Here is a 22,208-nt window from a genome sequence, read left to right as displayed (position 1 = left end):
CAGCGCATGTGTCTGCTGTTGCTCGCGCACGATGTTGTTCCGGGGCGGCCGCTCGTCTGGTTGGCCAATCGCGACGAGTTCCACCCGCGTCCCAGTGCCGCCGCAGCACCCTGGGGCGATGCACCCGGCGTTGTCGGCGGACGTGACCTGGAGGCCGGCGGAAGCTGGCTCGCGCTGCACACCTCGGGGCGATTCGCCGCCGTCACCAATATCCGCATGGCCGAGCCGCGCCGCGGACCGCGATCACGTGGCGACCTGGTGCGGGATTTCGTGGCCGGCGGCATGACCGCGAAGGATTACATCGCGGAACTGGCCCTGCGTGTGGAGGAATTCGCGCCGTTCAACCTGGTCGTCGCGGATACGGCCTCGGCCTGGTGCCTGGAGAGTCCGCGTGCGCGCGCCAGCGAACTGACAACGGGCGTGCATGTGATCAGCAATGGTCCACTGGATGCGCCGTGGCCAAAGATGGAGCGCATCCGCGCGCTGTTCGAAACCGCCGTGCAGACAGGCGATGACGACGCTGCTTTGCTTGACCTGCTCGCCGACGACTATCAACCGCCGGACGCGGTGCTTCCCGACACGGGCGTGGGTATCGCACTGGAGCGCTTCCTCGGCAGCATTTTCATCCGGGGCGAACGCTATGGAACCCGTGCCAGCACGCTGGCCTGGCGCAACGGCGACGGTACGACAGGTCTGCGCGAGCGTTCCTACGGTCCCGAGGGGGTACTGATCGGCGAAGTTGCGTTGTAGTGCGTGACCACCGCCCTTGCGCGGCCGCTTTCGTCCAATCGGGTATCCGCCAGTACCGTGGCGCGCCGTTGCCGGCACGCCACGGGGGGCAGCCGTTCGGTGATCAGCGCATGCCGAAGGACTTCAGGATAAAGGCGTAGATGTCCGCCGCTTCGGCGATCAGCTTGGACGTGGGCTTGCCCTGGCCATGCCCGGCACGCACATCGATGCGGATCAGGAACGGATTGGCGTCGGGATTGGCCGCCTGCATGGCTGCGGCGAACTTGAAGCTGTGCGCCGGGAACACCCGATCGTCGTGATCGCCGGTGGTGATCAGCGTTGGCGGATAGGTCATGCCGGGCTTGATGTTGTGCAACGGCGAGTAGGCACGGATGGCCAGAAACTCGTTCGGATTGAGCACCGAGCCGTAGTCCGATTCCCAGGCCTTGCCGATGGTGAATTCGCGGAAGCGCAGCATGTCGAGCACGCCGACGGCGGGAATCGCCGCGGCAAACAACTCCGGCCGCTGCAGCTCGACCGCCGCTACGAGCAAGCCACCGTTGGAGCCGCCACGGATCGCCAGGCGCTTGGGCGAGGTGTAGTTGTTCGCGATGAGATATTCCGCGGCGGCGATGAAATCATCGAACACGTTCTGCTTCTGCAGCTTGGTGCCGGCCTCGTGCCACTGGCGACCGTATTCGCCGCCGCCGCGCAGGTTGGCGACCGCGTAGACCCCGCCCAGGTCCAGCCAGCCGGCAACCGATGCGCTGAAAGCCGGCACCTGCGGGATATTGAAACCGCCGTAGCCGTACAGGATGGTCGGATTCGTGCCGTCCAGGGCCACGCCCTTGCGTGCGGTGATGAACATCGGCACGCGCGTGCCGTCTTTGCTGGTGTAGAAGACCTGCGTGGTTTCGTAGGCGGAACTGTCGAACGCGGTCTGCGGCGACCTCACCACGGTGCTGCGGCCGCTAGCAAAGTCGTAGCGATAGATAGCTGATGGCGTTGTGTAGCTGGTGTAGGAGTAGAAGCTGATCTTGTCGTCTGGCTTGCCGGTGAACGCGCCGGCGGTGCCCAGTCCCGGCAGGTTGATCTCGTCCTTGGCCTTTCCGTCGAGGCCATAGCGCAGCAGGCGCGAGTGAGCGTCGGCCAGGTAGCGCAGCACGAACTGGCCGGCCACCAGATGTGCACTTTGCAGCGTGTCCTTGGATTCGGCGACCAGTGTTTTCCAATGCCTGGGCTGGGGCTTCTCCAGGTTGATCGCGACCAGGCGATTTCGCGGCGCGGCCTGGTCAGTCCGGAAGTAGAACGTCGTTCCCTTGTTGCCGACGAGGTCGTACTCGGCTTCCCAGTTGCTGATGAGTTCGCGGATCTTGCCTGACCGGTCCTGCAGGTCGCGGTACAGCACGAGGTTCTTGTTCTCGGTACCGCGGCTGACGTTGATCACTAGGTAGCGGCCGTCTTCCGTGACATCGGCTTCGAACGACCAGTCGGGCTGGTCCTTGCGCTCGTAGACGAGGGTGTCCTTTTCCTGCGGCGTGCCCAGTTGGTGGAAATACAGTTTGTGGAATTCGTTTTTCGCCTTGAGGGCGTTTTCGCCCTTGGGTTCGTCGTAGCGGCTGTACCAGAAGCCCTTGCCGTCCTTGCTCCAGTCGACCGTCGAGAACTTCACCCAGCGCAGCACGTCGTCGGTCGGCTTGCCGGTCGTGGTATCGAGCACTCGCCACTCTTCCCAGTCCGAACCACCGGAGGAAAGGCCATAGGCCATGTAGCGGCCGTCGCTGCTGAAGGCGGTGTCCTTGAGCGCCACGGTGCCGTCGGTAGACAAGGTGTTCGGATCGAGCAGCACCTGGCCTTCCACTTCCGGCTTGTCGGTGACGTAGAGTACCGACTGGTTCTGCAGGCCGTCGTTCTTGTAGTAGAACCAGCGCTTGCCTTCGCGGAAGGGCGGCGTCCACCGCGCGTAGTTCCAGATCTGCGTCAGGCGCTCGGCGATCTCGGCCCGGCCGGGAATCTTCTCCAGATAGCCGAACGTGACCTTGTTCTGCGCCTCGACCCAGCTGGCCGTCTCGGCGGCGTCGATGTCTTCCAGCCAGCGATAGGGATCTGCGATCGATTCGCCGTGATAGACATCAACCTGTTCGACCGTCCTGGAGACGGGATAGGTCAGCGCGCCGACCGGTTTGGTCGGCCGCGTGGGCTGGCAGGCGACCAATGCGGCGAGCATTGGCAGGGCAAACAACATTCTGGAACGCATGGGGACTCCGGCGCAGCACGGACGAATCCGCCACAATAGGGCCGAAGCTCAGGAGCGTCCAGAGGCAAAGGTCACTGCAGGCGGGCTCCTCCGACCGACGACGGAGGGCGCGAGCGGTGGTGCCGGCAGAATGGCTTTGTCTTCCGGTCCTGCGACAGCGTCAACGACGATGCCCCTGGACCGGCGGCGTGACGTCGCTCGTCAGATCGCCCTTGCGGCGCGCTTCCGCCAACGGCCTGGCGTGGACGAGAAAGTACACATTTTCTGCAATGTTGGTGGCATGGTCGCCGATCCGCTCGATGTTCTTCGCCATGAACAGCAGATGCGTGCACGGCGTGATGTTGCGGGGATCTTCCATCATGTAGGTGAGCAGTTCACGGAACAGCGCGGTGTAGAGCTGGTCGAGCTGTTCGTCGCGCTCCCATACTTCCAGGGCGGCAGCGGCGTCATGGCGGCGATAGGCGTCAAGCACATCGGCCAGCATCCTGCCGGCCACTTCGGCAAGACGCGGCAGGGCTGCAGCCGGCGTCACCGGCGCCGACTGGTTCAGTGCGATACCGCGCTTGGCGACGTTGGCGGCGTAGTCGCCGATCCGTTCGATATCAGCCGCGATGCGCAGCGCGGCGAGCACTTCGCGCAGGTCGCGTGCGATCGGCTGGCGCAGGGCGAGCAGGCGCAGTACGTCGTGGCTGACCTCGTGCTCGAGTGCGTCGATGGCGTTGTCGCGCTCGACGACCCGGGCGGCCAGCTCACTGTCGCGTTCGGCGACGGCAACAGACGCATCGGCCAGTTGTTCGCGGGCAAGGAGGCCCATACGGGCGATTTCGTCCAGGAGCCGCGACAGTTCCGTGTCGTAGCTCTTGATGATGTGTTCGGCAGCGTGCGGATCGGTCATCGGTGGAATCTCAGCTCGTCGGTGGGAATCAGCCGAAACGGCCGGTGATGTAGTCTTCGGTCTGTTGTTTGCCGGGACGGGTGAACAGCGTCTCGGTCTCGCCGAATTCCACCAGTTCGCCCAGGTACATGAAGGCGGTGTAGTCCGAGCAGCGCGCCGCCTGCTGCATGTTGTGCGTGACGATGGCGATGGTGAAGTCGCGCTTGAGCTCTTCCACCAGCTGTTCGATCTTGCCCGTCGCAATAGGGTCGAGCGCGGACGTGGGCTCGTCGAACAGGATCACTTCCGGCCGCAGCGCGATTGCACGGGCGATGCACAGGCGTTGCTGCTGGCCGCCCGACAGTCCGAGTGCGCTGCCGCGCAGCTTGTCCTTGACTTCATCCCACAACGCCGCCTGGCGCAGGGCCTGTTCGACACGCATGTCCATGTCGGCGCGCGAAAGCTTCTCATAGTGCTTGATGCCGTAGGCGATGTTGTCGTAGATCGACATGGGGAACGGCACCGGCTTCTGGAACACCATGCCGACTTTCGAACGCAGCCGGTTGAGCGGATAGCGCGGATCGAGGATGTTCTCGCCATCCAGCAGCACTTCGCCGCGCGCATCGAGCTTGGGATAGATCGAATAGATGCGGTTGAATATGCGCAGCAGTGTCGATTTGCCGCAGCCGGACGGCCCGATGATGGCCGTGACGCGTTTTTCCGGAATATCCATGTGGATATTGTTCAGCGCCTGGTAATTTCCATAGTAGAAGTTCAGGTTGCGCGCGACGATCTTCGCCGGCGCGGTCGTCGCGGTGGCGCTCGCGGCGGGCGCGGTGACGTTGAGGGCAGCGGCCGCGGCCAGGTTGAGGCGGGGCATGGTGAGGTCAGTCATGGGATACCTTCCGGCGCGCGATGATGGCGCGTGCGATAAGACTGGTGCAGAGAACGAAGACGGTGACCATGAAGGCGCCGGCCCAGGCCAGGGTGTGCCAGGACTCGTAGGGGCTCATGGCGTACTGGAAGACCACTACCGGCACGCTGGCCATCGGGCCGCTCATGTCGTGGCTCCAGAACTGATTGTTGAGCGCTGTGAAGAGCAGCGGCGCGGTTTCACCGCTGATGCGTGCGAGCGCCAGCAGCACGCCGGTCAGGATGCCCGGCAATGCCGCTCGGTAGAGCACCTGGACCGTCACTTTCCATTGTGGAATACCCAGCGAGAGCGCGGCTTCGCGCATCTGGTTGGGCACCAGCTTGAGCATCTCGTCGGTGGTGCGCACGACCACCGGCAGAACGATGAACGCCAGCGTGATGGCACCCGCGTAGCCGGAAAAGTGGCCGCTGGGTTTCACCACGAGTGTGTAGACGAACAGCCCCAGCACGATGGAGGGGGCTGACAGCAGGATGTCGTTGACGAAACGGATCGTCTCGCCCAGCCAGGAGCGGCGCGAATACTCCGCGAGGAAGGTGCCGGCGAGAATGCCCACCGGCGTGCCCATCAGAATGGCCAGCAGGCTCATCGCCATGCTGCCGAAGAAGGCGTTGGCGAGACCACCCTCGGAACCCGGCGGCGGCGTCATCTCCACGAAGAGCGACGGTGTGATGGCGGCGATGCCGTGGGCGAGCGTGGTCCAGAGGATCCACACCAGCCAGAACAGGCCAAACCCGGTGGCAAGGCTGGCCAGGACGAGTGCGACGGCGTTGCGTGCGCGGCGTCGGCGATACAGGGTCTGCGCCATGCTCATCGCTGGCCCTCCTGGCGGCTCAGGCGTGCCAGCAGGAGCTTGGCGATCGCCAGCACCACGAACGTGACGATGAAGAGCAGGAAGCCCAGTGCGATCAGCGACGACAGATAGATGTCCGAATCGGCTTCGGAGAATTCATTCGCGATGGTCGCGGCAATCGAATTGCCCGGCATCAGCAGCGAGGCGCTCAGATGGTGCGCATTGCCTAGCACGAAGGTGACTGCCATCGTTTCGCCGAGCGCACGCCCGAGTCCCAGGAAGACGCCGCCGATCACCGCCGAGCGGGTGTAAGGCAGCACGACGTTCCAGACGACTTCCCAGGTCGTAGATCCCAGCGCATAGGCCGACTCTTTCAGTCGGGTCGGGACGGTCAGGAAGACCTCGCGCATGACCGACGAGATGAACGGAATCACCATGATGGCCAGCACGATGCCGGCGGTCAGCATGCCGATGCCCAGGGGCGGGCCGGTGAAGAGGGGGCCGAGAATGGGCAGCGGGCCGAGGTATTTGGTCAGGAACGGAATGACGGTGGTCGACATCACCGGCACGAACACGAACAGGCCCCACATGCCGTAGATGATCGATGGAATGCCGGCCAGGAGCTCAATCGCCGATGCTACCGGCGTGCGCAGCCAGGGCGGGGCGACCTCGGTCAGGAACAGGGCGATGCCGAAGCTGACTGGTACCGCGATGATCATCGCGATCAGCGCCGTCACCAGCGTGCCGTAGATGGGGACCAGCGCACCGAAACGGTGTCCGACCGCGTCCCATTCGAGCGAGGTCAGGAAGGAAAATCCAAAGGTGGAGAATGCCTGGCGTCCACCCCAGAGCATCGAGAAGGCGGCGCCTGCCAGCGCAACCAGGACGAAGATACCTGCGCCGGTGACCAGCCAGCGGAAGCTGCGGTCGGCGCGCTGGTCGGTGCTGGCGCGTTTCGCAACGTGGTGCGACGCAGGCAGGGGAGTGGGCGGTGCGATGGCGTGTTCGTTGCTCATGCGGGATGTCTTGGGGGAGCGAGGCCGCAGTCGGTACGCGGCGTGATGGCATCAGCCGGAACGCCGGCGCACCCGGACACGAGGACGGCCGGTGCCACTGCCGTGGCACGGGCCGTCGTTCGCGCGGGTGCGCCCAAGGGCATGTCGGAGCCGGGCGTCAGGCCTTGATTTCGTTCTGCCAGTACGCCTCGATCTGCTTGACCAGGTCTTCCGGCAGCGGCACGAAGTCCAGCTGCTCGGCCTGCGGACGGCCGTTCTCCATCGCCCAGCGGAAGAACTCCAGCGCTGCCTTGCTGCGCGCCGCGTCCTTCGGGGTCTTGTACATCAGGATGAAGTTGGTGGCGGCGATCGGCCAGGCCTCGTCGCCCGGAGCGTTGGTGATGATCAGGTGGAAATCCTTGGCGTTTTTCCAGTCGGCGCTGGCGGCTGCTGCCTGGAAAGACTCACGGCTGGGCTGCACGAATTTGCCCGCGGCGTTCTGCACCGCGCCGTAGGTCATCTTGTTCTGCAGCGCGTAGGCCAGTTCCACATAGCCGATCGAGCCGGGAATCTGCTTGACGTACGCGGCAACGCCTTCATTGCCCTTGCCACCGACGCCGACCGGCCACTGCACCGCGGTGCCTTCGCCGACCTTGCTCTTCCACTCCGGCGATACCTTCGAAAGATAGTTCACCCAGTTGAAGGTGGTGCCGGAACCGTCGGAACGGTGTACGACCGTGATGTTCGCGTCCGGCAGGGTCACGCCGGCGTTGACGGCGGCAATTTGTGCATCGTTCCACTTGGTGATTTTGCCAAGGAAGATGTCGGCGAGGATGGGGCCGGTGAATTGCACCTTGCCGCTGGTCACGCCCGCGACGTTGATGATCGGCACCACGCCGCCGATGACCGAGGGGAACTGCGCCAGGCCGGCTGCATCCAGTTCCTTGGGATCCAGCGGCTTGTCGGACGAGCCGAAATCCACCGTGCCCGCCTTGATCTGCGCAATGCCGCCGCCCGAGCCGATCGACTGGTAGTTGATCTTGTTGCCGGTCTTGGTGGCGTAGTCGGCTGACCATTTGGACAGGATTGGATACACGAAAGTGGCGCCGGCGCCGGTGATCTCGGCGGCTGGAGCGGTCGCGGCGGCCAGCGCGGCGATGCCGGCGATCGCGATACGCGTCGTGAGGGACGTAAACACGGAGATACTCCTTTGCGTCGGGATGCGAAACACGATGTGCCGCGCTTTGTACGCGGGGCATGTTTCACTCGCGTGGGAGTTTTATTTCAGTCCTGTGACAGACCGGCCGCCTGAGTGCGGCGTGGGTGTCCGGACGAGGCGTCAACTGCTTGAAGTGGATGAGGAATACGGGCGCGGTTGTCATCGCGCTGACATGTCTGTGCGATGTCTTGATCGAGACATCGCAGCGCGGACACGCGGCCGGAACCCCGCGTGTCCACCCCGTTCCGTCTGCGCTCAGCGGCCCTTGAACGACGGCTTGCGGCGCTCCAGGAAGGCCTGGGTGCCTTCGCGCATGTCGTCGGTGGAGCAGCACAGGGCGAAGGTCTGGGTTTCAAACTCCAGGGCCTGCTCGAGCGGACATTCATCGCCAACGTAGACGGCGTCGAGGATCCCGGCCAGGGCCAGCGGCGCGGAGGCGGCCAGCTGGTCAGCCACGGCCGCCACTTCGGTATCCAGCTGGTCCGGTGCCACGACACGGGTCAGGACGCCGGCGGCCAGTGCGCGGGCGGCATCAATGGGAGCGCCCAGCAGGCACAGCTCCAGCGCGAGGCCGCGCCCGGCCAGTCGTGCCAGGCGCTGGGTTCCGCCGAAACCGGGAATGACGCCGAGGTTGATCTCCGGCTGCCCGACCTTTGCCTTTTCGCTGGCAATGCGCAGGTGGCAGGCCATCGCCAGCTCCATGCCGCCGCCCAGTGCAAAACCCTGGATACGCGCAATCACCGGCTTGGCAAGCCGCTCGATGTCGCGGAACAACGTTTGGCCCAGACGCGAAAACGCCTGGGCCTGGATCGGCGACAGCTGTGCCAGCTCGCTGATATCCGCGCCGGCGACAAAGGCTTTCTCGCCGGCACCTGCCAGCACGATGACGCGCACCGATTCGGCCTCACGGGCGGCCGCGAAGGCGTGGGCGAGCTCCAGCAAGGTCGCCCGGTTCAGTGCATTGAGCTTGTCCGGGCGGTTGATAGTGAGGGTGCGGACGGCGCCGCGGTCACTGACGAGCACGTTCTGGTAGTCCATAACCCCTTCCTGCGACGGCGAAAGCCCGAAATGGTAGCGCATGCGGGCCTCGTTCAGCTTCCAGGGGGCACCCTTCCGGCGCCCGTCGCCCGGCCGAATTCAGGGTCGGGGCGTGGCGGTAGCCCCTGACAAGGCGCTTCCGCTATGATGGCCAACTCTTTGCGGCCCACGCGCGCGTGACGGCTGTGTTGACCGGTTTCCTAGGGAGGTAAGCATGAATTTGCGTTGGTCTGTGGCCGCAACGGCGCTCCTGGCGGCCGGTGCCGCCGTCGCGCAGGATACGTCGAGCGAAAAGGGCAAGCTCAGCTATGCCATCGGTTACCAGATCGGTAACGACTTCGTCGAGCGCAAGATGGATGTGGATATCAACACCATCATCCGCGCCATGCAGGACGGTTACACCAAGAAATCCCCGGCCGTTTCCGAAGAAGTGATGCGGGAAGTGCTGGGCAAGATGCAGCAGAAGATGATGACCGAGGCCAAGGCCGAGTTCGACAAGCTGGCCGGCGAAAACAAGGCCAAGAGCCAGCGCTTCATGGCCGAGAACAAGGCCAAGAAGGGCGTGGTCGCCACCTCCTCGGGCCTGCAGTACCGCGTGATCGAGGAAGGTACCGGCGCCCGCGCCACCGCCAACAGCGAAGTGACCGTGCATTACCGCGGCTCGCTGTCCTCGGGCCTGGAATTTGACAGCTCCTTCGCCCGTGGCGAGCCGGTGCACTTCAAGGTGAACTCGGTCATCAAGGGCTGGCAGGAAGCGCTGCCGCTGATGCGCGTGGGCGACCACTGGACGCTGTTCGTTCCGCCGGAACTGGCCTACGGCGAACGCGGCCAGCCGCCGCGCATCGGACCGAACGAAGCGCTCGTGTTCGAAATCAAGCTGATCGAAGTGAAGTGATTCACCGGCGCGCCCCGAAAGGGGCGCGCTGCGTTTTGGGGCACCGGGCTCAGGAGGCGACCGGCACCACGCCGGCCAGCTCGTCCAGGGCGCGCTCCATCTCGGCCTTGATGCCATTGATCAGGCGCATGGCCGGCTCGGCATCGCCCTCGTCCGCCCCCACGCCGCTAGCGGTCGCGGTTCCGCGGGCGATGATCTCGGCCTGGTCATCGGCGACGAACTGGGCCAGATAGACATAGCCCCGCGCCAGCCCTTCGCGCAGTTCCGGATGTTCTTCCGCCACGTGCTGCAACAGGTATTGCAGCGCCATTCGGATACGGGCCTTGGGGTACGGCAACAGCGATTCCGGCAGGCCATACACCCCAGGGGACACACGGGCGAGCACCTTGCCGTAGTCGCTGACGACGCGAGTGGCAAGTGCGAGCATGCCCACGCTCCAGCTATTACGGATGCGTTAATCTAACAACCCAGGCCGTCCTTTCCTACGATGATGTTCTCAGACCCGCCGCCCGCCGTTGTGTTAAGCCCCTGTGTGGGCATCTGTTCGCTCGATCCGGACGGCTATTGCGAAGGGTGTTACCGCACCGGGGCCGAAATCGCCGCCTGGCGCGGCCTGCCGGACCGCGAACGGCTGCGCATCATGAACGAGGTGCTGCCCGAGCGGGAGCGCCGCCGCGCATGAGGAAAGCGGCGCCCGTCGAGGCCATCGTGCAGGCGCTGCGCCGGTTGGATGATCCACCCTCTCTGCCGGGCTGGAATCACGCGGATCTGGCGGATGTGCTCGGCACCGCCGAGCGCACGCCCGCTGCGGTGCTCGTTCCCATCGTTCACCGCACGAGCGGCAGCGGCGTCCTGTTTACGCGCCGCACCGAAGGCATGCGCACCCATGGTGGGCAGGTGGCCTTCCCGGGCGGGCGCATCGAGCGTGATGACCGCGACGCGATTGCCGCGGCGATCCGTGAAACGGAAGAGGAAACCGGCATCGCCAGCGGCCTGGTCAGCCCGCTGGGGTTCCTCGATTGTTTCGAGACGATCAGCGGATTCGGGGTCACGCCAGTCGTGGCCGTGATCGAGCCGGGCTATACGGTGACGCCGGATCCGCGCGAGGTCGCCGAGGTGTTCGAGGTGCCGCTGGATTACCTGCTGGACCTCGCCAACCTGCGTCGCAGCCGCGTTGATTGGCGCGGGCGCCAGCGTGAAATGTTCGAATACGAGTTTGACGGCCGCCGCATCTGGGGCGCGACCGCCGCTATGCTTGTGAATCTTCTGCGGCGAATGGAACTCTGCGATGAACTACCAGACTTTGATCAGCGCCCGGGAGCTCGCGGCGCTGCTGGATGACCCGGAACTCCTGCTGGTCGACTGTCGTTTCGAATTGTCCGATACCACCAAGGGCGAGCGCGCCTGGCGCGAATCGCATCTGCCCGGCGCCTACTACGCCCACCTGGACCGCGATCTTTCCGATCTGTCCCAGCGTCATCTTGGTCGTCATCCGCTGCCGTCGCCGGCGCAGTTCGCGGCTTGCCTGAGCCGCTGGGGATGGTCGCAAGGGCGGCAAGTCGTCGTCTATGACGACGCCAACGGATCGGTCGCCGCGCGTCTGTGGTGGATGTTCCGCCTGATCGGTCACAAGGATGTCGCGGTGCTCGACGGCGGCTATGCCGGTTGGGTGGCCGGTGACCTTCCACTGTCGACGGAACCGCCTCTGGAATCGGCCTGTCCGGTGGATCTGGCTTTCGACATGACCCAGGTCGTCTATTTCGAGGAGCTTTCCGCGGGCCTTGCCGAGCGCAACCTGCTGCTGATCGATGTGCGCGGTGCTCCGCGTTTTCGCGGCGAGGTCGAACCGATTGATCCGGTTGCTGGCCATATTCCCGGCGCCGTGAACCGGCCCTTCGTGGAAAACGTCGATGCCGAAGGCCGGTTCCGTCACGCCGACGAATTGCGCGAGGATTTCGAACGCCTGACCAAGGGTTTCACGCCCGATCAGGTTGTGCATTCCTGCGGCTCCGGCGTGACGGCGTGCCACAACGTCCTGGCCATGGAACACGCCGGACTCGCCGGATCGCGTGTGTTTGCCCCCTCCTGGAGCGGCTGGATCGCCGACCGCTCGCGGCCCGTGGCCACCGGCAACTAGGCAGGACGCGGCTGGCGCGGACACCGCGCCAGCCTGCTGTCCGGGCGCTACCCTTTTGCTTTCAACTTGGCGACAAGTTCGCGCAGCACGCGCTGCGATTCTTCGGCGAACCACAGGTCGATGAACGACTGGATGCCGAGTTTCTCGATGTCGGAAAACGCTTCGGTCAAATCCTTGCGCGACAGGCGGCGGGTTTCGCGCATGGCGCACGGCGGCAAAGCCAGCAGCGCGTTGAGCCATACCTGCGATCGGGCCACCACGTGGTCCACGTCGACCAGTTCGTCGACGAAACCCAGCGAAAGGGCTTGTTCGGCATCGACCATCGCGCCCGACACCATGAGGCGTTCCGCGCGATAGGGGCCTACCAGCCGGCGCAGACCGAACTGGATCACTTCGGGTACCGCCAGGCCCACCTGAACTTCGTTGAGTCCGATGCGGTAGGGGCCGCGTGCCATGACGCGGTAGTCGCAGAAGATCGCCAGCACGGCGCCGCCGGCCGGGCTGTGGCCGGTGATCGCGGCGACGATGGGAATCGGCGAGGTGGCGATGGCGCCGCACAGACCGAAGAAATCGCGCCAGACGTGGGTCATGGTGTCACGGTCGTGTTGCAGCAGCGACGGTACGTCCAGTCCAGCCGAGAACATGCCCGAGCGGCCAGACAGGATAATTGCGCGGGCGCCTTGCCCGGGGGCGGCTTCCACTGCCTGCTTGAGCGCGCGGATCAGGTCCGCGTCGAGGGCGTTGACCGGCGGACGCGCCAGCTGGATTTCGAGGGTGTCGTCGTGGCGGATCAGCTCGAGCATGGGGTTCTCCTGGTGGGGGTACACGTCCTTGTCGCCGCCAGCATTGCGACGCGATGCCGCGGGTGGCTGGCCAGGCTAACGCGCACAATAGGCAATCACCGGTTCCGTTGCGACAGGGCGGGCAGCGCAATGCGGACCGACCGGTATCATAGCCACATTCGGGAGTTCACAATGCTGTGCCGTACGTTATTCCTGTTGGCGGCCGCTTTCAGCATGCCTGTCATGGCGGGCGAGGGCCTTGGCATCCGCGACGGCTGGATTCGCGCCGCGCCGCCTGGCGCGACGATGCTCGCCGGCTATGCCACGCTCGTGAACACGGGCGCTACGCCTGTGACAGTCGTCGGTGCCCGGAGCACGGCCTTTGGCGAGGTAAGCCTGCACACGACGACCCTGATCGACGGCGTAGCGCGCATGCGGCCGGTGGGTGCGCTTCCGATCGCTCCCGGGGCGTCGGCGTCACTCGCGCCGGGCGGTCATCACCTGATGCTCATGGCGCCGTCCCAGCCGATGACGGTGGGAACAGGCGTGGAGATTGAGCTGGTGCTGCAGTCAGGTGAAACGATTCCCGGCCGCTTTACCGTGCGTGACGCGGACGCCGTACCGGCGGACCACGCTCACTCGCACTGACAGGCCTCGCGGATCGCCTCGGGCAGGGGAATCGAACGGCCCGAGGTGGGTTCGATCCACACCATGACGACGTTTCCGTCGGAGTAGAGGCGTTCGGGCTGCGCGGCGTCGACGATGCGGTGGCTGACGGTCAGCGAGGCGGTGCCCAGGCGTTCCGCATACAGTTCCACGATCACCTCGCCCGGCCATTCGATCTGCTGGCGATAGTTCACGTGCGTGGCCGCCAGCACGGGCATATAGGTTTCGGTGAACCATTGCCCCTTGATCTGCGACAGCCACACCAGGCGTGCTTCTTCGAGGTAACTGAGGAACGTGGCGTTATTGACGTGGTTGAAGGCATCCAGGTCACGCCAGCGCACCCGGATGGGCACGCTGGCGAGCAGGCACGGCGCGTGGGGCGGTGCAACTTCCTGCACCGTCGTGTCAGGCGAAGTCCCTTTGCGCCGTTTCCCCGTCATGCCGCTTCCTTCTTCTTGCCGTTGCCGTTCTTCGTGGCAGTGGCCTTTCCATTGGCCTTGGCGGTGGATGCCGGCGCCGGTTCGAGCAGGCGCGCCAGGAAGCGACCCGTGTGCGAACGTTTGTTGCGAGCCACCTGTTCCGGTGTGCCGACGGCAATGATCTCGCCGCCGCGATGACCACCCTCGGGACCGAGGTCAACCAGCCAGTCGGCGGTCTTGATGACATCCAGATTGTGTTCGATCACGACCACCGTGTTGCCGTCTTCGCTCAGGCGATGCAGAACCTGCAGCAACTGCTCGATATCGTGGAAATGCAGTCCGGTGGTGGGCTCGTCCAGGATGTAGAGCGTGCGTCCCGTATCGCGCTTGGACAGCTCGCGCGACAGCTTCACGCGCTGCGCTTCGCCACCGGACAGCGTCGTCGCGCTCTGGCCGAGCTTGATGTAGCTCAGGCCCACGTGCATCAGCGTGTCGAGTTTGCGCGCCAGTTGCGGCACCTTTTCGAACAGCTTGAAGGCGTCTTCGACGGTCATGTCGAGCACGTCGGAGATAGTGTGACCCTTGTAGGTGATCTCCAGCGTTTCGCGGTTGTAGCGCTTGCCGTGGCAGGCGTCGCAAGGCACGTAGACGTCGGGCAGGAAGTGCATTTCCACCTTGATCATGCCGTCGCCCTCGCAGGCTTCACAGCGGCCGCCCTTCACGTTGAAGCTGAAACGACCGGCACCGTAGCCGCGGGCGCGGGACTCGGGCACCTGGGCGAACAGTTCGCGCAACGGCGTGAACAGGCCGGTGTAGGTGGCCGGGTTTGAACGTGGCGTGCGCCCAATGGGCGACTGGTCGATGTCGACGACCTTGTCGAACAGCTCAAGGCCTTCGATCTTCCCGTAGGGCGCCGGCTTTTCATTGGCGCCGTTGAGTTCTGCCGCGGTGATGCGGAACAGCGTGTCGTTGATCAGCGTGGATTTGCCCGAGCCGGACACGCCCGTGACGCAGACGAACAGACCGGCGGGAATTTCCAGATCCACGTTTTTCAGGTTGTTGCCGCAGGCACCCTTGAGACGGAGCATCCGCTCCGGATCCGGTACGCGACGCTTCGCGGGTACGGCGATGTGGCGCTTGCCGGAAAGGTACTGGCCGGTCAGCGAACGCGGACTCTTGAGCACATCCTTGAGCGTGCCCTGCGCCACGATCTCGCCGCCGTGCACACCGGCACCGGGACCGATGTCGACGACGTGGTCGGCCAGGCGGATCGCGTCCTCGTCATGCTCGACGACGATGACCGTGTTGCCCAGGTCGCGCAGGCGGGTCAGCGTGCCGAGCAGGCGCTCGTTGTCGCGCTGGTGCAGGCCGATGGAGGGTTCGTCCAGTACGTACATCACCCCGACCAGGCCAGCGCCGATCTGACTGGCCAGACGGATGCGCTGCGCTTCCCCGCCGGAGAGCGAATCCGCCTGGCGATCGAGCGTGAGATAGTCCAGGCCCACGTCGACCAGGAAGCGCAGGCGCTCGCGAATTTCCTTGACGATCTTCGCGGCGATCTCGCCGCGCCAACCGGCCAGCTTGAGCGCCTGGAAGAAGTCCAGGGTGTGGTCGATCGGCAGTGCCGTGAGCGAGGCGAGATTGCGCTCGGCGACGAACACGTTGCGCGCCGAACGGTTGAGGCGTTGGCCTTCGCATTCGGGGCAGGGGCGCGCGCTGATGAACTTCGCCAGCTCTTCGCGCACGACCGGCGACTCGGTTTCCTTGTAGCGCCGTTCGAGGTTGGGAATGATGCCCTCGAACTTGTGCTTGCGCGTGACGTTGCCGCCCGTCTCGGTGAGGTAGCGGAACGCGATCTGCTCGTCGCCCGAACCCTGCAGCACGTGCTGCTGGATGGCCTTGGGCAGTTCCTTCCAGGGCGTGTCGACGCTGAAGCCGTAGTGCTTCGCCAGTGAAAGTATCAATTGGAAATAGTACGCATTGCGCCGATCCCAGCCGCGTACGGCGCCACCGGCAAGGCTGTGCTCGGGATGCGCGACCACGCGTGCGGGATCAAAGAACTGGCTGACGCCCAGGCCGTCGCAGCTCGGGCAGGCGCCGATGGGCGAATTGAACGAGAACAGGCGCGGTTCGAGTTCCGGCAGCGAGTAGTCGCAGATGGCGCAGGAGAAGCGCGATGAGAACAGCATCTCCGCAGCTTTGGGCGCATCCATGTCGACCAGGATGACCAGCCCTTCGCCCAGGCGCAGTGCCGTTTCGAAGGATTCGGCCAGGCGTTGCTTGATATCAGCCTTGGGCTTGAAGCGGTCGACCACGACCTCGATCGTGTGCTTCTGCCGTAACGCCAGCGGCGGAACGGCGTCGAGTTCGTGCACGACGCCATCCACGCGCGCGCGGACGAAGCCCTGCGCTCGCAGCTGCTCGAACACCTGCACATGTTCACCCTTGCGCTCGCGGATCACCGGTGCCAGCAGCATGTAGCGATGATCGGCCGGCAGCGCGAGCGCGGCATCGACCATCTGGCTGACAGTCTGCGCTTCCAGCGGAATACCGTGATCCGGGCAGCGCGGTGTTCCCACGCGTGCGAACAGCAGGCGCAGGTAGTCATAGATTTCGGTAATCGTGCCGACCGTCGAGCGCGGGTTGTGCGAGGTCGATTTCTGCTCGATCGAAATGGCCGGCGACAGACCTTCGATATGGTCGACGTCGGGTTTCTCCATGACCGACAGGAACTGGCGGGCATAGGCCGAGAGCGATTCGACATAGCGTCGCTGCCCCTCGGCGTAGATCGTGTCGAAGGCCAGCGAGGACTTGCCCGAGCCGGAAAGCCCGGTGATGACGATCAGGCTGTCCCGCGGGAGATCCAGATCGATGTTCTTGAGGTTGTGCGTGCGCGCACCGCGAATGCGGATCGTGTCCATGGGCATGGAGGAGATATGAGCCGGGTATTATGCGCCGATTGGCGTCAGGCGCGGGGAAGGGTCGAGGCCGTACAGGTGGGGGCATCTCACCACAGGTAAAGGTCAAAAATCTGTCCTATTTAACGATAGGAAGAAACAGCGTCATTTCTTGGGCAGTTAGATCCTCCGCGCGCACCCACATCCCCGCCAAATCCTTGCTGTGCAAGGATTTGGCCGCCCCCTTGACTCAAGCGGGCTCCGTTGTCGAGGCGTATGGCCCGGGCGTCCCCATAGGAGGTGGATGCTTGACGGGCGCGGGCTGCTGATGGGCTCGGTTTGGTCGCGTGGGTGCTTGGAAAATCCCGGTTGATCAGTTATTGACCAGAATGCGCGGCGCGTTTATGCTTTCGCGCCTTTTACCAAGGGCGGGCTGTGCCTGGAAGCCGGGCAGAAGTCAGAATAACTACAGAGGAATTGCCAATGTACGCAGTCATCGTCACTGGCGGTAAGCAGTACCGCGTGATGCAGGGCGAAACGCTCCGCGTCGAACTGCTGCCCGCCGACGTGGGTTCCACCATCAGCTTCGACCAGGTTCTCCTGGTGGGCGAAGGCGAGAAGATCACCATCGGTGCGCCGACGGTCAAGGGTGCCACGGTTGCCGCGACGGTCAAGTCGCACGGCCGCGCCGACAAGATCCGCATCGTCAAGTTCCGCCGCCGCAAGCACTACCGCAAAGAAATCGGCCACCGCCAGCATTTCACTGAAGTCGAGATCACCGGCATCAACGCCGGCTGAGCCTGAGGAGTATTAGTCATGGCACATAAGAAGGGCGTAGGCTCAAGCCGTAACGGCCGCGATTCGAATCCGAAGTATCTCGGCGTCAAGGTCTACGGCGGCGAAGCCATCAACGCCGGCAATATCATCGTTCGTCAGCGCGGCACCCAGTTCCATCCGGGTACCGGCGTCGGCCTGGGTCGCGATCACACCATCTTTGCCCTGATCGACGGCAAGGTGGAATTCGCGGTCAAGGGTCCGAAGAACCGCCGTACCATCAGCGTCGTTCCGGCCTGATCAGTACGCTGCACGTTTTGCGAAGGCCCCGCTCCGGCGGGGCTTTTCGTTTATGGGAAACGGGTGAACGACCGACGACTGCCCGATCTCGGCGATAATTCCCCGGCTGGCGCGCGCTGGCCGTCGAGGCTGCCTGCTGGTCCTGCCGGCGGCGCCCGCATTCCCCCTTACCAGTGATGCCTCATGAAATTCGTCGACGAAGCGGAAATCCACGTTCACGCCGGAAACGGCGGCAATGGTTGCGCCAGCTTCCGGCGTGAGAAATTCATCCCGTTTGGCGGGCCTGATGGTGGCGACGGCGGTGCCGGCGGCAGCGTCTGGCTGGTGGCCGACGAAAACCTCAACACCCTGGTGGATTTCCGTCACCAGCGCGTCTACCGCGCCGGTCGCGGCGAGAATGGCATGAGCCGCCAGATGCACGGCAAGAACGGCACGGATCTCGAAATCCGCGTTCCGGTCGGTACCATGGTCATCAATATCGACACCGACGAAACCATTGGCGATCTGGTCGAGCACGGCCAGCGCCTGAAGGTGGCGCAGGGTGGCGATGGTGGCCTGGGCAATATTCACTTCAAGTCATCGACCAATCGCGCGCCGCGCAAGGCGACGCCCGGCCGCGAAGGCGATTCCCGCGAGCTGCGCCTGGAGCTGAAACTGCTGGCAGACGTGGGGCTCCTGGGCTTCCCCAATGCCGGCAAGTCGACTTTCATCCGCGCCGTTTCCGCGGCGACGCCGCGCGTGGCGGATTACCCGTTCACGACGCTGCATCCCAATCTCGGCGTCGTGCGCATCGATACGGACCAGAGCTTTGTCATCGCCGACATTCCTGGCCTGATCGAAGGCGCGGCGGATGGTGCCGGCCTGGGCATCCAGTTCCTCAAGCATGTCGCCCGCACCAGCCTGTTGCTGCATCTGGTCGACATGGCGCCGCTGGACGGCGAGACGGACCCGGTCGAACAGGTCAAGGCGATCGAGGCGGAGCTGAAGAAGTTCGACTCGGAACTGCTGCAACGCCCGCGCTGGCTGGTGCTCAACAAGGGTGACCTGCTGGCGCCGGACGAGCGCGAAAAGACGGCGAAAGCCATCGTCAAGCGTCTGAAATGGAAGGGGCCGTGGTACGTGATCTCGGCGATTGGCCGCGAAGGTACCTGGCCGATCTGCCTGGCTGCACAGAAGTACTTCGACGAGGCCAGGCGCGAGGCGGCTGAAGCGGCGCGCGAACAAGCTTGATTTTAGATGATTCGCGCGCGACGCCCGGCCCAGGCCGGGCGTCGCCGTTTGTGCAGCCTCCGGACGCAAATCGCCGGCGCAGGTGCCGTGAATAACCGCAACTAACGCGTATCACGCAAGTCCGGGTGGTGGGCGGAGTGCAGTGTGCGGCGGGACCCGGATCGAAAAACGCAGGCGCCGGAAAGGAAAAAGCCGGCTTTCGCCGGCTTTTCCAGGTACTTCACGCAGGGCGACCGATCAGGCGAGAGCCTTGATGTGAGCGGTCAGGCGGCTCTTGTGACGGGCCGTCTTGTTCTTGTGGATCAGGCCGCGGCTGCCGTAGCGATCCATGATGGGCTCAGCGATCTTGTAGGCGGCTTCGGCGCCAGCCTTGTCTTTCGCTTCGATCGCTTTCACAACCTTCTTGATCGCCGTACGCAGCATGGAGCGGGCACTGACATTGCGCTGACGGCGCACTTCAGCCTGACGCGCACGCTTCTTCGCGGATTTGATATTAGCCAAGGGATTACTCCGGGCGGAGAGCTTGTAAAAAGACGCGTGAGTTTAAAGATGGCATGCTTGTACGTCAACCTTTGCATTCCACGGACGGAGCCCGCCGCGTGAAAGTCCCGAGTTTATTGCGTTCGCTGGTGTCTTTCAGCGGCATGACGTTCATCTCCCGCCTCCTTGGACTGGCCCGGGACGTGGCCATCTCCGCGGCATTTGGCGCCAGCGCGGCCTCGGATGCTTTCTGGGTGGCCTTCCGTATCCCGAACTTCCTGCGTCGGCTGTTCGCCGAGGGCGCCTTCTCCCTGGCCTTCGTGCCGGTCTTTACCGAAGTGAAAGAAACCCGTTCCGAAGCCGAGCTGCGCGAACTGGTCGCGCGTGCCGCCGGCACGCTGGGCGGCATCCTGCTGGTCGTCACCGCGCTGGGCGTCATCGGTGCCGAATGGGTGACCGGGCTTTTCAGCTCCGGTGCGATCGATGAACCGGCCAAGTTCCAGCTGACGGCCGACCTCCTGCGGGTGATGTTCCCGTTCCTGTTGTTCGTCTCCCTGACGGCAATGGCGGGGAGCGTTCTGAATGCCTTCCATCGCTTTGCCTTGCCGGCGCTGACGCCGGTGATCATGAACCTGTGCATGATCGCCGGTGCCCTCTGGCTGGCGCCGCGCCTGGAAGTGCCGATCATGGCGCTGGGCTGGTCGGTGCTGGTCGCCGGCGTGCTGCAGCTGCTGTTCCAGCTGCCGGCGCTGCGCTCGTTGAACATGTTGTCGCTGCCGCGCTGGGGCTGGCGCCATCCGCGCGTGCAGCAGATCCGCAAGGTGATGGTGCCGACCCTGTTCGGCTCCTCGGTGGCCCAGGTCAACCTGCTCCTGGATACGATGATTGCGTCCTACCTGGTGACCGGCTCCCAGACATGGTTGTCGCAGAGCGACCGCCTGCTGGAATTTCCGCTCGGCTTGTTTGGCGTCGCCCTGGGCACAGTGATCTTGCCGAGCCTGTCGCGGCATCACGTGGCAACCGACAGCGCAGGTTTTTCGCGGGCCTTGGACTGGGGCCTGCGCACCGCTCTGCTGATTGCCGCTCCGGCGATGCTGGGCCTGGTATTTCTCGCCAAGCCCCTGGTCGCCACCCTGTTCATGCGCGGCCAGTTCACGCCGCACGATGTCGACATGGCGGCGCTGAGCCTGTCGGCCCTGAGCTTCGGATTGCCGGCCTTCGCCCTGGTGAAGGTTGTCGCGCCCGCGTTTTATGCGCGCCAGGACACCCGCACGCCTGTGCGGGCGGGCATCGTCGCGATGGTTGCGAACATGGCCCTGAATATCGTCTTCCTGTTCTCCCTGTTCGTTCTGTGGTCAACGCCGGCCCAGCGGGCCGATGGCTGGATCGCGGCGCTGGCGACCATTCCCGGCCTGCACGTGGCGTTGGCCATGGCCAGTGCGCTGGCCAGCTATCTCAACCTGGCGCAGCTGTGGCGGGCGCTGGCGAAAGCCGGCGTGTACCAGCGCCAGCCCGGATGGACGCGCCATCTCGTCCGCCTGGCCGCCGCCTGCCTGGCGATGTGCGGCGTACTGCTGGCGGGTCTTGCCCTGTGGCCGGAGTGGACAAGCATTCCGACCAGCCTGCGGATCTTCCGCCTGGGCGTCCTGGTTGGCGCCGGCGGGGCGACCTTCGCGGTTGTCCTGTTCGCGCTGGGCTTTCGTCTGCGTGACCTGCGTGGCGTCTGAAGCGGCCGCGGCGCGGGGAAATCCGTGGCGTTGTGCGTCGCAACGCAGCGGCTATACTCCCGGCAATGCATACGCTGTTTAGGGACGCCGCCGGGCCATCGCTCGCGCCGCGCGGCAGCGTGGTCTGTATCGGCGCATTCGACGGCGTACACCGCGGTCATCGCTTCGTGCTGGATCACGTACGCCGGCGCGCCGACGACTTGGGCCTGACGCCCATCGCCATCAGTTTCGAGCCGATCCCGCGCGAATTCTTCGCCCGCGGGGAGCCCTTGCCGCGCCTGGCCTCGGCGCGGGAAAAGATCGCCCGGCTACGCGACAGCGGCATGCAACGGCTACTGCTGCTGCGTTTCAACGCGGCCCTGGCCGCGATGTCGGCGGAGGACTTCATTGCCGACGTCCTGGTGGCGCGGGTTGGTGCGCGCGAGATCGTGGTCGGCCGCGATTTCCGTTTCGGCCATGCCCGTCGCGGTGATATGGCCTTGCTCAAGGCGCACGGCCTGCGGCACGGTTTCCGGGCGACGGAACTGGATTCCTTCCTCTGGCAGGGTGAACGCGTGTCCAGCTCGGCGATCCGCCGGCTGCTGGCCGCCGGCGAATTCAACGCCGCCGCGAACCAGCTGGGGCGGCGATTCAGCATCGGTGGGCATGTGGTCCGCGGCCAGCAATTAGGTCGAAAGCTCGGCTATCCGACGGCCAATCTGCGATTGGGCCGGCGGGTGGCACCGGTGCAGGGCATTTTTGCGGTATGGGTGCATGGCGTCGGCAATGCGCCGCATCCGGCCGTCGCCAGCCTGGGTGTGCGGCCGACCGTTGCCGGTACCGAGCCCTTGCTGGAATCGCACCTGTTCGATTTTGACGGCGATCTCTACGGGCGTCGTATTGAAGTGGAATTTGTACAGAAACTGCGGGACGAAGAAAAATTCCCGGACCTGCCCAGCCTGGTCCGGCAAATGGACGATGACGCCGCCGCCGCGCGGCGCATCCTTGGTGCGCCCCGCCTGGTGGCCGCCGGAGCCTGAATCGTGACGATCGACTACAAGCCAACCATCAATCTGCCGGAAACCC

General features: G+C 64.6%; 21 protein-coding genes and 1 pseudogene. 10 read left to right on the top strand and 12 right to left on the bottom strand.

From position 1 onward, the window contains the following. The first annotated feature begins 6 nt into the window (after positions 1-6). The gene (locus N4264_RS21055; RefSeq protein ID WP_261694182.1) at positions 7-750 is read left to right on the top strand and encodes an NRDE family protein; all 744 of its coding nucleotides are present in this window, start codon (positions 7-9) and stop codon (positions 748-750) included. 103 nt (positions 751-853) lie between these two features. On the opposite strand, the gene N4264_RS21050 is transcribed toward N4264_RS21055, so the two are convergent. From N4264_RS21050 to N4264_RS21020, 7 genes are all read right to left on the bottom strand, one after another. Then, complete coding sequence (locus tag N4264_RS21050; protein WP_261694181.1) at positions 854-2,986, bottom strand: prolyl oligopeptidase family serine peptidase; 2,133 nt, start codon at positions 2,984-2,986, stop codon at positions 854-856. A 160-nt stretch (positions 2,987-3,146) separates the two neighbouring features. After that, positions 3,147-3,881 (bottom strand): phosphate signaling complex protein PhoU, encoded by a 735-nt coding sequence (gene phoU, locus N4264_RS21045; RefSeq protein WP_261694180.1) that lies wholly within the window; start codon positions 3,879-3,881, stop codon positions 3,147-3,149. Positions 3,882-3,909: 28 nt separating this feature from the next. Then, positions 3,910-4,755 carry a phosphate ABC transporter ATP-binding protein PstB gene (gene pstB / locus N4264_RS21040; protein ID WP_261694179.1) on the bottom strand — a complete coding sequence of 282 codons (846 nt, stop codon included), beginning with the start codon at positions 4,753-4,755 and terminating at the stop codon, positions 3,910-3,912. Beyond that, complete coding sequence (pstA, locus tag N4264_RS21035) at positions 4,748-5,605, bottom strand: phosphate ABC transporter permease PstA (protein WP_261694178.1); 858 nt, start codon at positions 5,603-5,605, stop codon at positions 4,748-4,750. Before pstA ends, pstB begins: the two co-directional genes overlap by 8 nt. Then, positions 5,602-6,600 (bottom strand): phosphate ABC transporter permease subunit PstC, encoded by a 999-nt coding sequence (gene pstC, locus N4264_RS21030; RefSeq protein ID WP_261694177.1) that lies wholly within the window; start codon positions 6,598-6,600, stop codon positions 5,602-5,604. The genes pstA and pstC overlap by 4 nt, the downstream gene beginning before the upstream one ends. A gap of 157 nt (positions 6,601-6,757) precedes the next feature. Next, on the bottom strand, positions 6,758-7,801 hold the full coding sequence (gene pstS / locus N4264_RS21025) for a phosphate ABC transporter substrate-binding protein PstS (RefSeq protein WP_425508358.1): 1,044 nt from the start codon (positions 7,799-7,801) through the stop codon (positions 6,758-6,760). 252 nt (positions 7,802-8,053) lie between these two features. Beyond that, complete coding sequence (locus N4264_RS21020) at positions 8,054-8,836, bottom strand: enoyl-CoA hydratase-related protein (RefSeq protein ID WP_261697678.1); 783 nt, start codon at positions 8,834-8,836, stop codon at positions 8,054-8,056. 214 nt (positions 8,837-9,050) lie between these two features. Between N4264_RS21020 and bamJ the strand changes: the two genes are divergently transcribed. Continuing rightward, the gene (gene bamJ / locus N4264_RS21015) at positions 9,051-9,731 is read left to right on the top strand and encodes a BamJ family beta-barrel-assembly machinery protein (protein WP_261694175.1); all 681 of its coding nucleotides are present in this window, start codon (positions 9,051-9,053) and stop codon (positions 9,729-9,731) included. A gap of 49 nt (positions 9,732-9,780) precedes the next feature. Here bamJ and N4264_RS21010 read toward each other — a convergent pair whose 3' ends face one another. Next, positions 9,781-10,158, bottom strand: coding sequence for a hypothetical protein (locus N4264_RS21010; RefSeq protein WP_261694174.1), 378 nt, complete (start codon positions 10,156-10,158; stop codon positions 9,781-9,783). 60 nt (positions 10,159-10,218) lie between these two features. On the opposite strand from N4264_RS21010, the pseudogene N4264_RS21005 reads away from it, so the two are divergent. Next, a pseudogene (locus N4264_RS21005) lies at positions 10,219-11,072 on the top strand (CoA pyrophosphatase). Next, positions 11,020-11,868, top strand: coding sequence for a sulfurtransferase (locus N4264_RS21000; RefSeq protein ID WP_261694173.1), 849 nt, complete (start codon positions 11,020-11,022; stop codon positions 11,866-11,868). The pseudogene N4264_RS21005 and the gene N4264_RS21000 overlap by 53 nt, the downstream one beginning before the upstream one ends. Before the next feature lie 47 nt (positions 11,869-11,915). Here the strand turns inward: N4264_RS21000 and N4264_RS20995 are convergent, their stop codons facing one another. Next, complete coding sequence (locus N4264_RS20995; RefSeq protein ID WP_261694172.1) at positions 11,916-12,671, bottom strand: enoyl-CoA hydratase/isomerase family protein; 756 nt, start codon at positions 12,669-12,671, stop codon at positions 11,916-11,918. A 171-nt stretch (positions 12,672-12,842) separates the two neighbouring features. On the opposite strand from N4264_RS20995, the gene N4264_RS20990 reads away from it, so the two are divergent. Continuing rightward, positions 12,843-13,298 (top strand): copper chaperone PCu(A)C, encoded by a 456-nt coding sequence (locus N4264_RS20990; protein ID WP_261694171.1) that lies wholly within the window; start codon positions 12,843-12,845, stop codon positions 13,296-13,298. Here the strand turns inward: N4264_RS20990 and N4264_RS20985 are convergent. Together N4264_RS20985 and uvrA are read right to left on the bottom strand one after the other, a co-directional pair. Continuing rightward, positions 13,286-13,756 carry an acyl-CoA thioesterase gene (locus tag N4264_RS20985; protein ID WP_261694170.1) on the bottom strand — a complete coding sequence of 157 codons (471 nt, stop codon included), beginning with the start codon at positions 13,754-13,756 and terminating at the stop codon, positions 13,286-13,288. The genes N4264_RS20990 and N4264_RS20985 overlap by 13 nt on opposite strands. After that, complete coding sequence (gene uvrA, locus N4264_RS20980) at positions 13,753-16,656, bottom strand: excinuclease ABC subunit UvrA (protein ID WP_261694169.1); 2,904 nt, start codon at positions 16,654-16,656, stop codon at positions 13,753-13,755. The genes N4264_RS20985 and uvrA overlap by 4 nt, the downstream gene beginning before the upstream one ends. 459 nt (positions 16,657-17,115) lie before the next feature. Between uvrA and rplU the strand changes: the two genes are divergently transcribed. From rplU to cgtA, 3 genes are all read left to right on the top strand, one after another. Beyond that, positions 17,116-17,430: a 50S ribosomal protein L21 gene (rplU, locus tag N4264_RS20975; RefSeq protein ID WP_261694168.1), complete on the top strand. Its 315-nt coding sequence runs from the start codon at positions 17,116-17,118 to the stop codon at positions 17,428-17,430. Positions 17,431-17,448: 18 nt separating this feature from the next. Beyond that, positions 17,449-17,706 (top strand): 50S ribosomal protein L27, encoded by a 258-nt coding sequence (rpmA, locus tag N4264_RS20970; RefSeq protein WP_261694167.1) that lies wholly within the window; start codon positions 17,449-17,451, stop codon positions 17,704-17,706. Between the two features lie 183 nt (positions 17,707-17,889). Next, positions 17,890-18,936, top strand: a complete 1,047-nt coding sequence (gene cgtA / locus N4264_RS20965) for an Obg family GTPase CgtA (RefSeq protein WP_261694166.1) — start codon at positions 17,890-17,892, stop codon at positions 18,934-18,936. A 237-nt stretch (positions 18,937-19,173) separates the two neighbouring features. Here cgtA and rpsT read toward each other — a convergent pair whose 3' ends face one another. Continuing rightward, a complete protein-coding gene (rpsT, locus tag N4264_RS20960) occupies positions 19,174-19,437 on the bottom strand; it encodes a 30S ribosomal protein S20 (protein WP_261694165.1) in 264 nt (87 codons plus the stop codon). 98 nt (positions 19,438-19,535) lie between these two features. On the opposite strand from rpsT, the gene murJ reads away from it, so the two are divergent. Together murJ and N4264_RS20950 are read left to right on the top strand one after the other, a co-directional pair. Continuing rightward, positions 19,536-21,143 (top strand): murein biosynthesis integral membrane protein MurJ, encoded by a 1,608-nt coding sequence (murJ, locus tag N4264_RS20955; protein WP_261694164.1) that lies wholly within the window; start codon positions 19,536-19,538, stop codon positions 21,141-21,143. 65 nt (positions 21,144-21,208) lie between these two features. Then, positions 21,209-22,162, top strand: coding sequence for a bifunctional riboflavin kinase/FAD synthetase (locus tag N4264_RS20950; RefSeq protein ID WP_261694163.1), 954 nt, complete (start codon positions 21,209-21,211; stop codon positions 22,160-22,162). Positions 22,163-22,208 lie beyond the last annotated feature (46 nt).

It is taken from the genome of Tahibacter amnicola, assembly GCF_025398735.1.
Lineage (GTDB): Bacteria > Pseudomonadota > Gammaproteobacteria > Xanthomonadales > Rhodanobacteraceae > Tahibacter > Tahibacter amnicola.
The sequence above is the reverse complement of the archived record's forward strand: the minus strand, read 5'-3'. Positions and strand labels throughout refer to the sequence as shown.

Bases quoted from the DNA above. Each gene is read 5' to 3' on its own strand.
- uvrA (WP_261694169.1), bottom strand. From the start codon at position 16,656: ATGGACACGATCCGCATTCGCGGTGCGCGCACGCACAACCTCAAGAAC.
- N4264_RS21020 (WP_261697678.1), bottom strand. From the start codon at position 8,836: ATGGACTACCAGAACGTGCTCGTCAGTGACCGCGGCGCCGTCCGCACC.
- N4264_RS21055 (WP_261694182.1), top strand. From the start codon at position 7: ATGTGTCTGCTGTTGCTCGCGCACGATGTTGTTCCGGGGCGGCCGCTC.
- pstA (WP_261694178.1), bottom strand. From the start codon at position 5,605: ATGAGCATGGCGCAGACCCTGTATCGCCGACGCCGCGCACGCAACGCC.
- pstC (WP_261694177.1), bottom strand. From the start codon at position 6,600: ATGAGCAACGAACACGCCATCGCACCGCCCACTCCCCTGCCTGCGTCG.
- N4264_RS21000 (WP_261694173.1), top strand. From the start codon at position 11,020: ATGAACTACCAGACTTTGATCAGCGCCCGGGAGCTCGCGGCGCTGCTG.
- cgtA (WP_261694166.1), top strand. From the start codon at position 17,890: ATGAAATTCGTCGACGAAGCGGAAATCCACGTTCACGCCGGAAACGGC.
- N4264_RS20950 (WP_261694163.1), top strand. From the start codon at position 21,209: ATGCATACGCTGTTTAGGGACGCCGCCGGGCCATCGCTCGCGCCGCGC.
- rpmA (WP_261694167.1), top strand. From the start codon at position 17,449: ATGGCACATAAGAAGGGCGTAGGCTCAAGCCGTAACGGCCGCGATTCG.
- N4264_RS20990 (WP_261694171.1), top strand. From the start codon at position 12,843: ATGCTGTGCCGTACGTTATTCCTGTTGGCGGCCGCTTTCAGCATGCCT.
- pstB (WP_261694179.1), bottom strand. From the start codon at position 4,755: ATGACTGACCTCACCATGCCCCGCCTCAACCTGGCCGCGGCCGCTGCC.
- N4264_RS21010 (WP_261694174.1), bottom strand. From the start codon at position 10,158: ATGCTCGCACTTGCCACTCGCGTCGTCAGCGACTACGGCAAGGTGCTC.
- phoU (WP_261694180.1), bottom strand. From the start codon at position 3,881: ATGACCGATCCGCACGCTGCCGAACACATCATCAAGAGCTACGACACG.
- N4264_RS21050 (WP_261694181.1), bottom strand. From the start codon at position 2,986: ATGCGTTCCAGAATGTTGTTTGCCCTGCCAATGCTCGCCGCATTGGTC.
- N4264_RS20995 (WP_261694172.1), bottom strand. From the start codon at position 12,671: ATGCTCGAGCTGATCCGCCACGACGACACCCTCGAAATCCAGCTGGCG.
- rplU (WP_261694168.1), top strand. From the start codon at position 17,116: ATGTACGCAGTCATCGTCACTGGCGGTAAGCAGTACCGCGTGATGCAG.
- bamJ (WP_261694175.1), top strand. From the start codon at position 9,051: ATGAATTTGCGTTGGTCTGTGGCCGCAACGGCGCTCCTGGCGGCCGGT.
- N4264_RS20985 (WP_261694170.1), bottom strand. From the start codon at position 13,756: ATGACGGGGAAACGGCGCAAAGGGACTTCGCCTGACACGACGGTGCAG.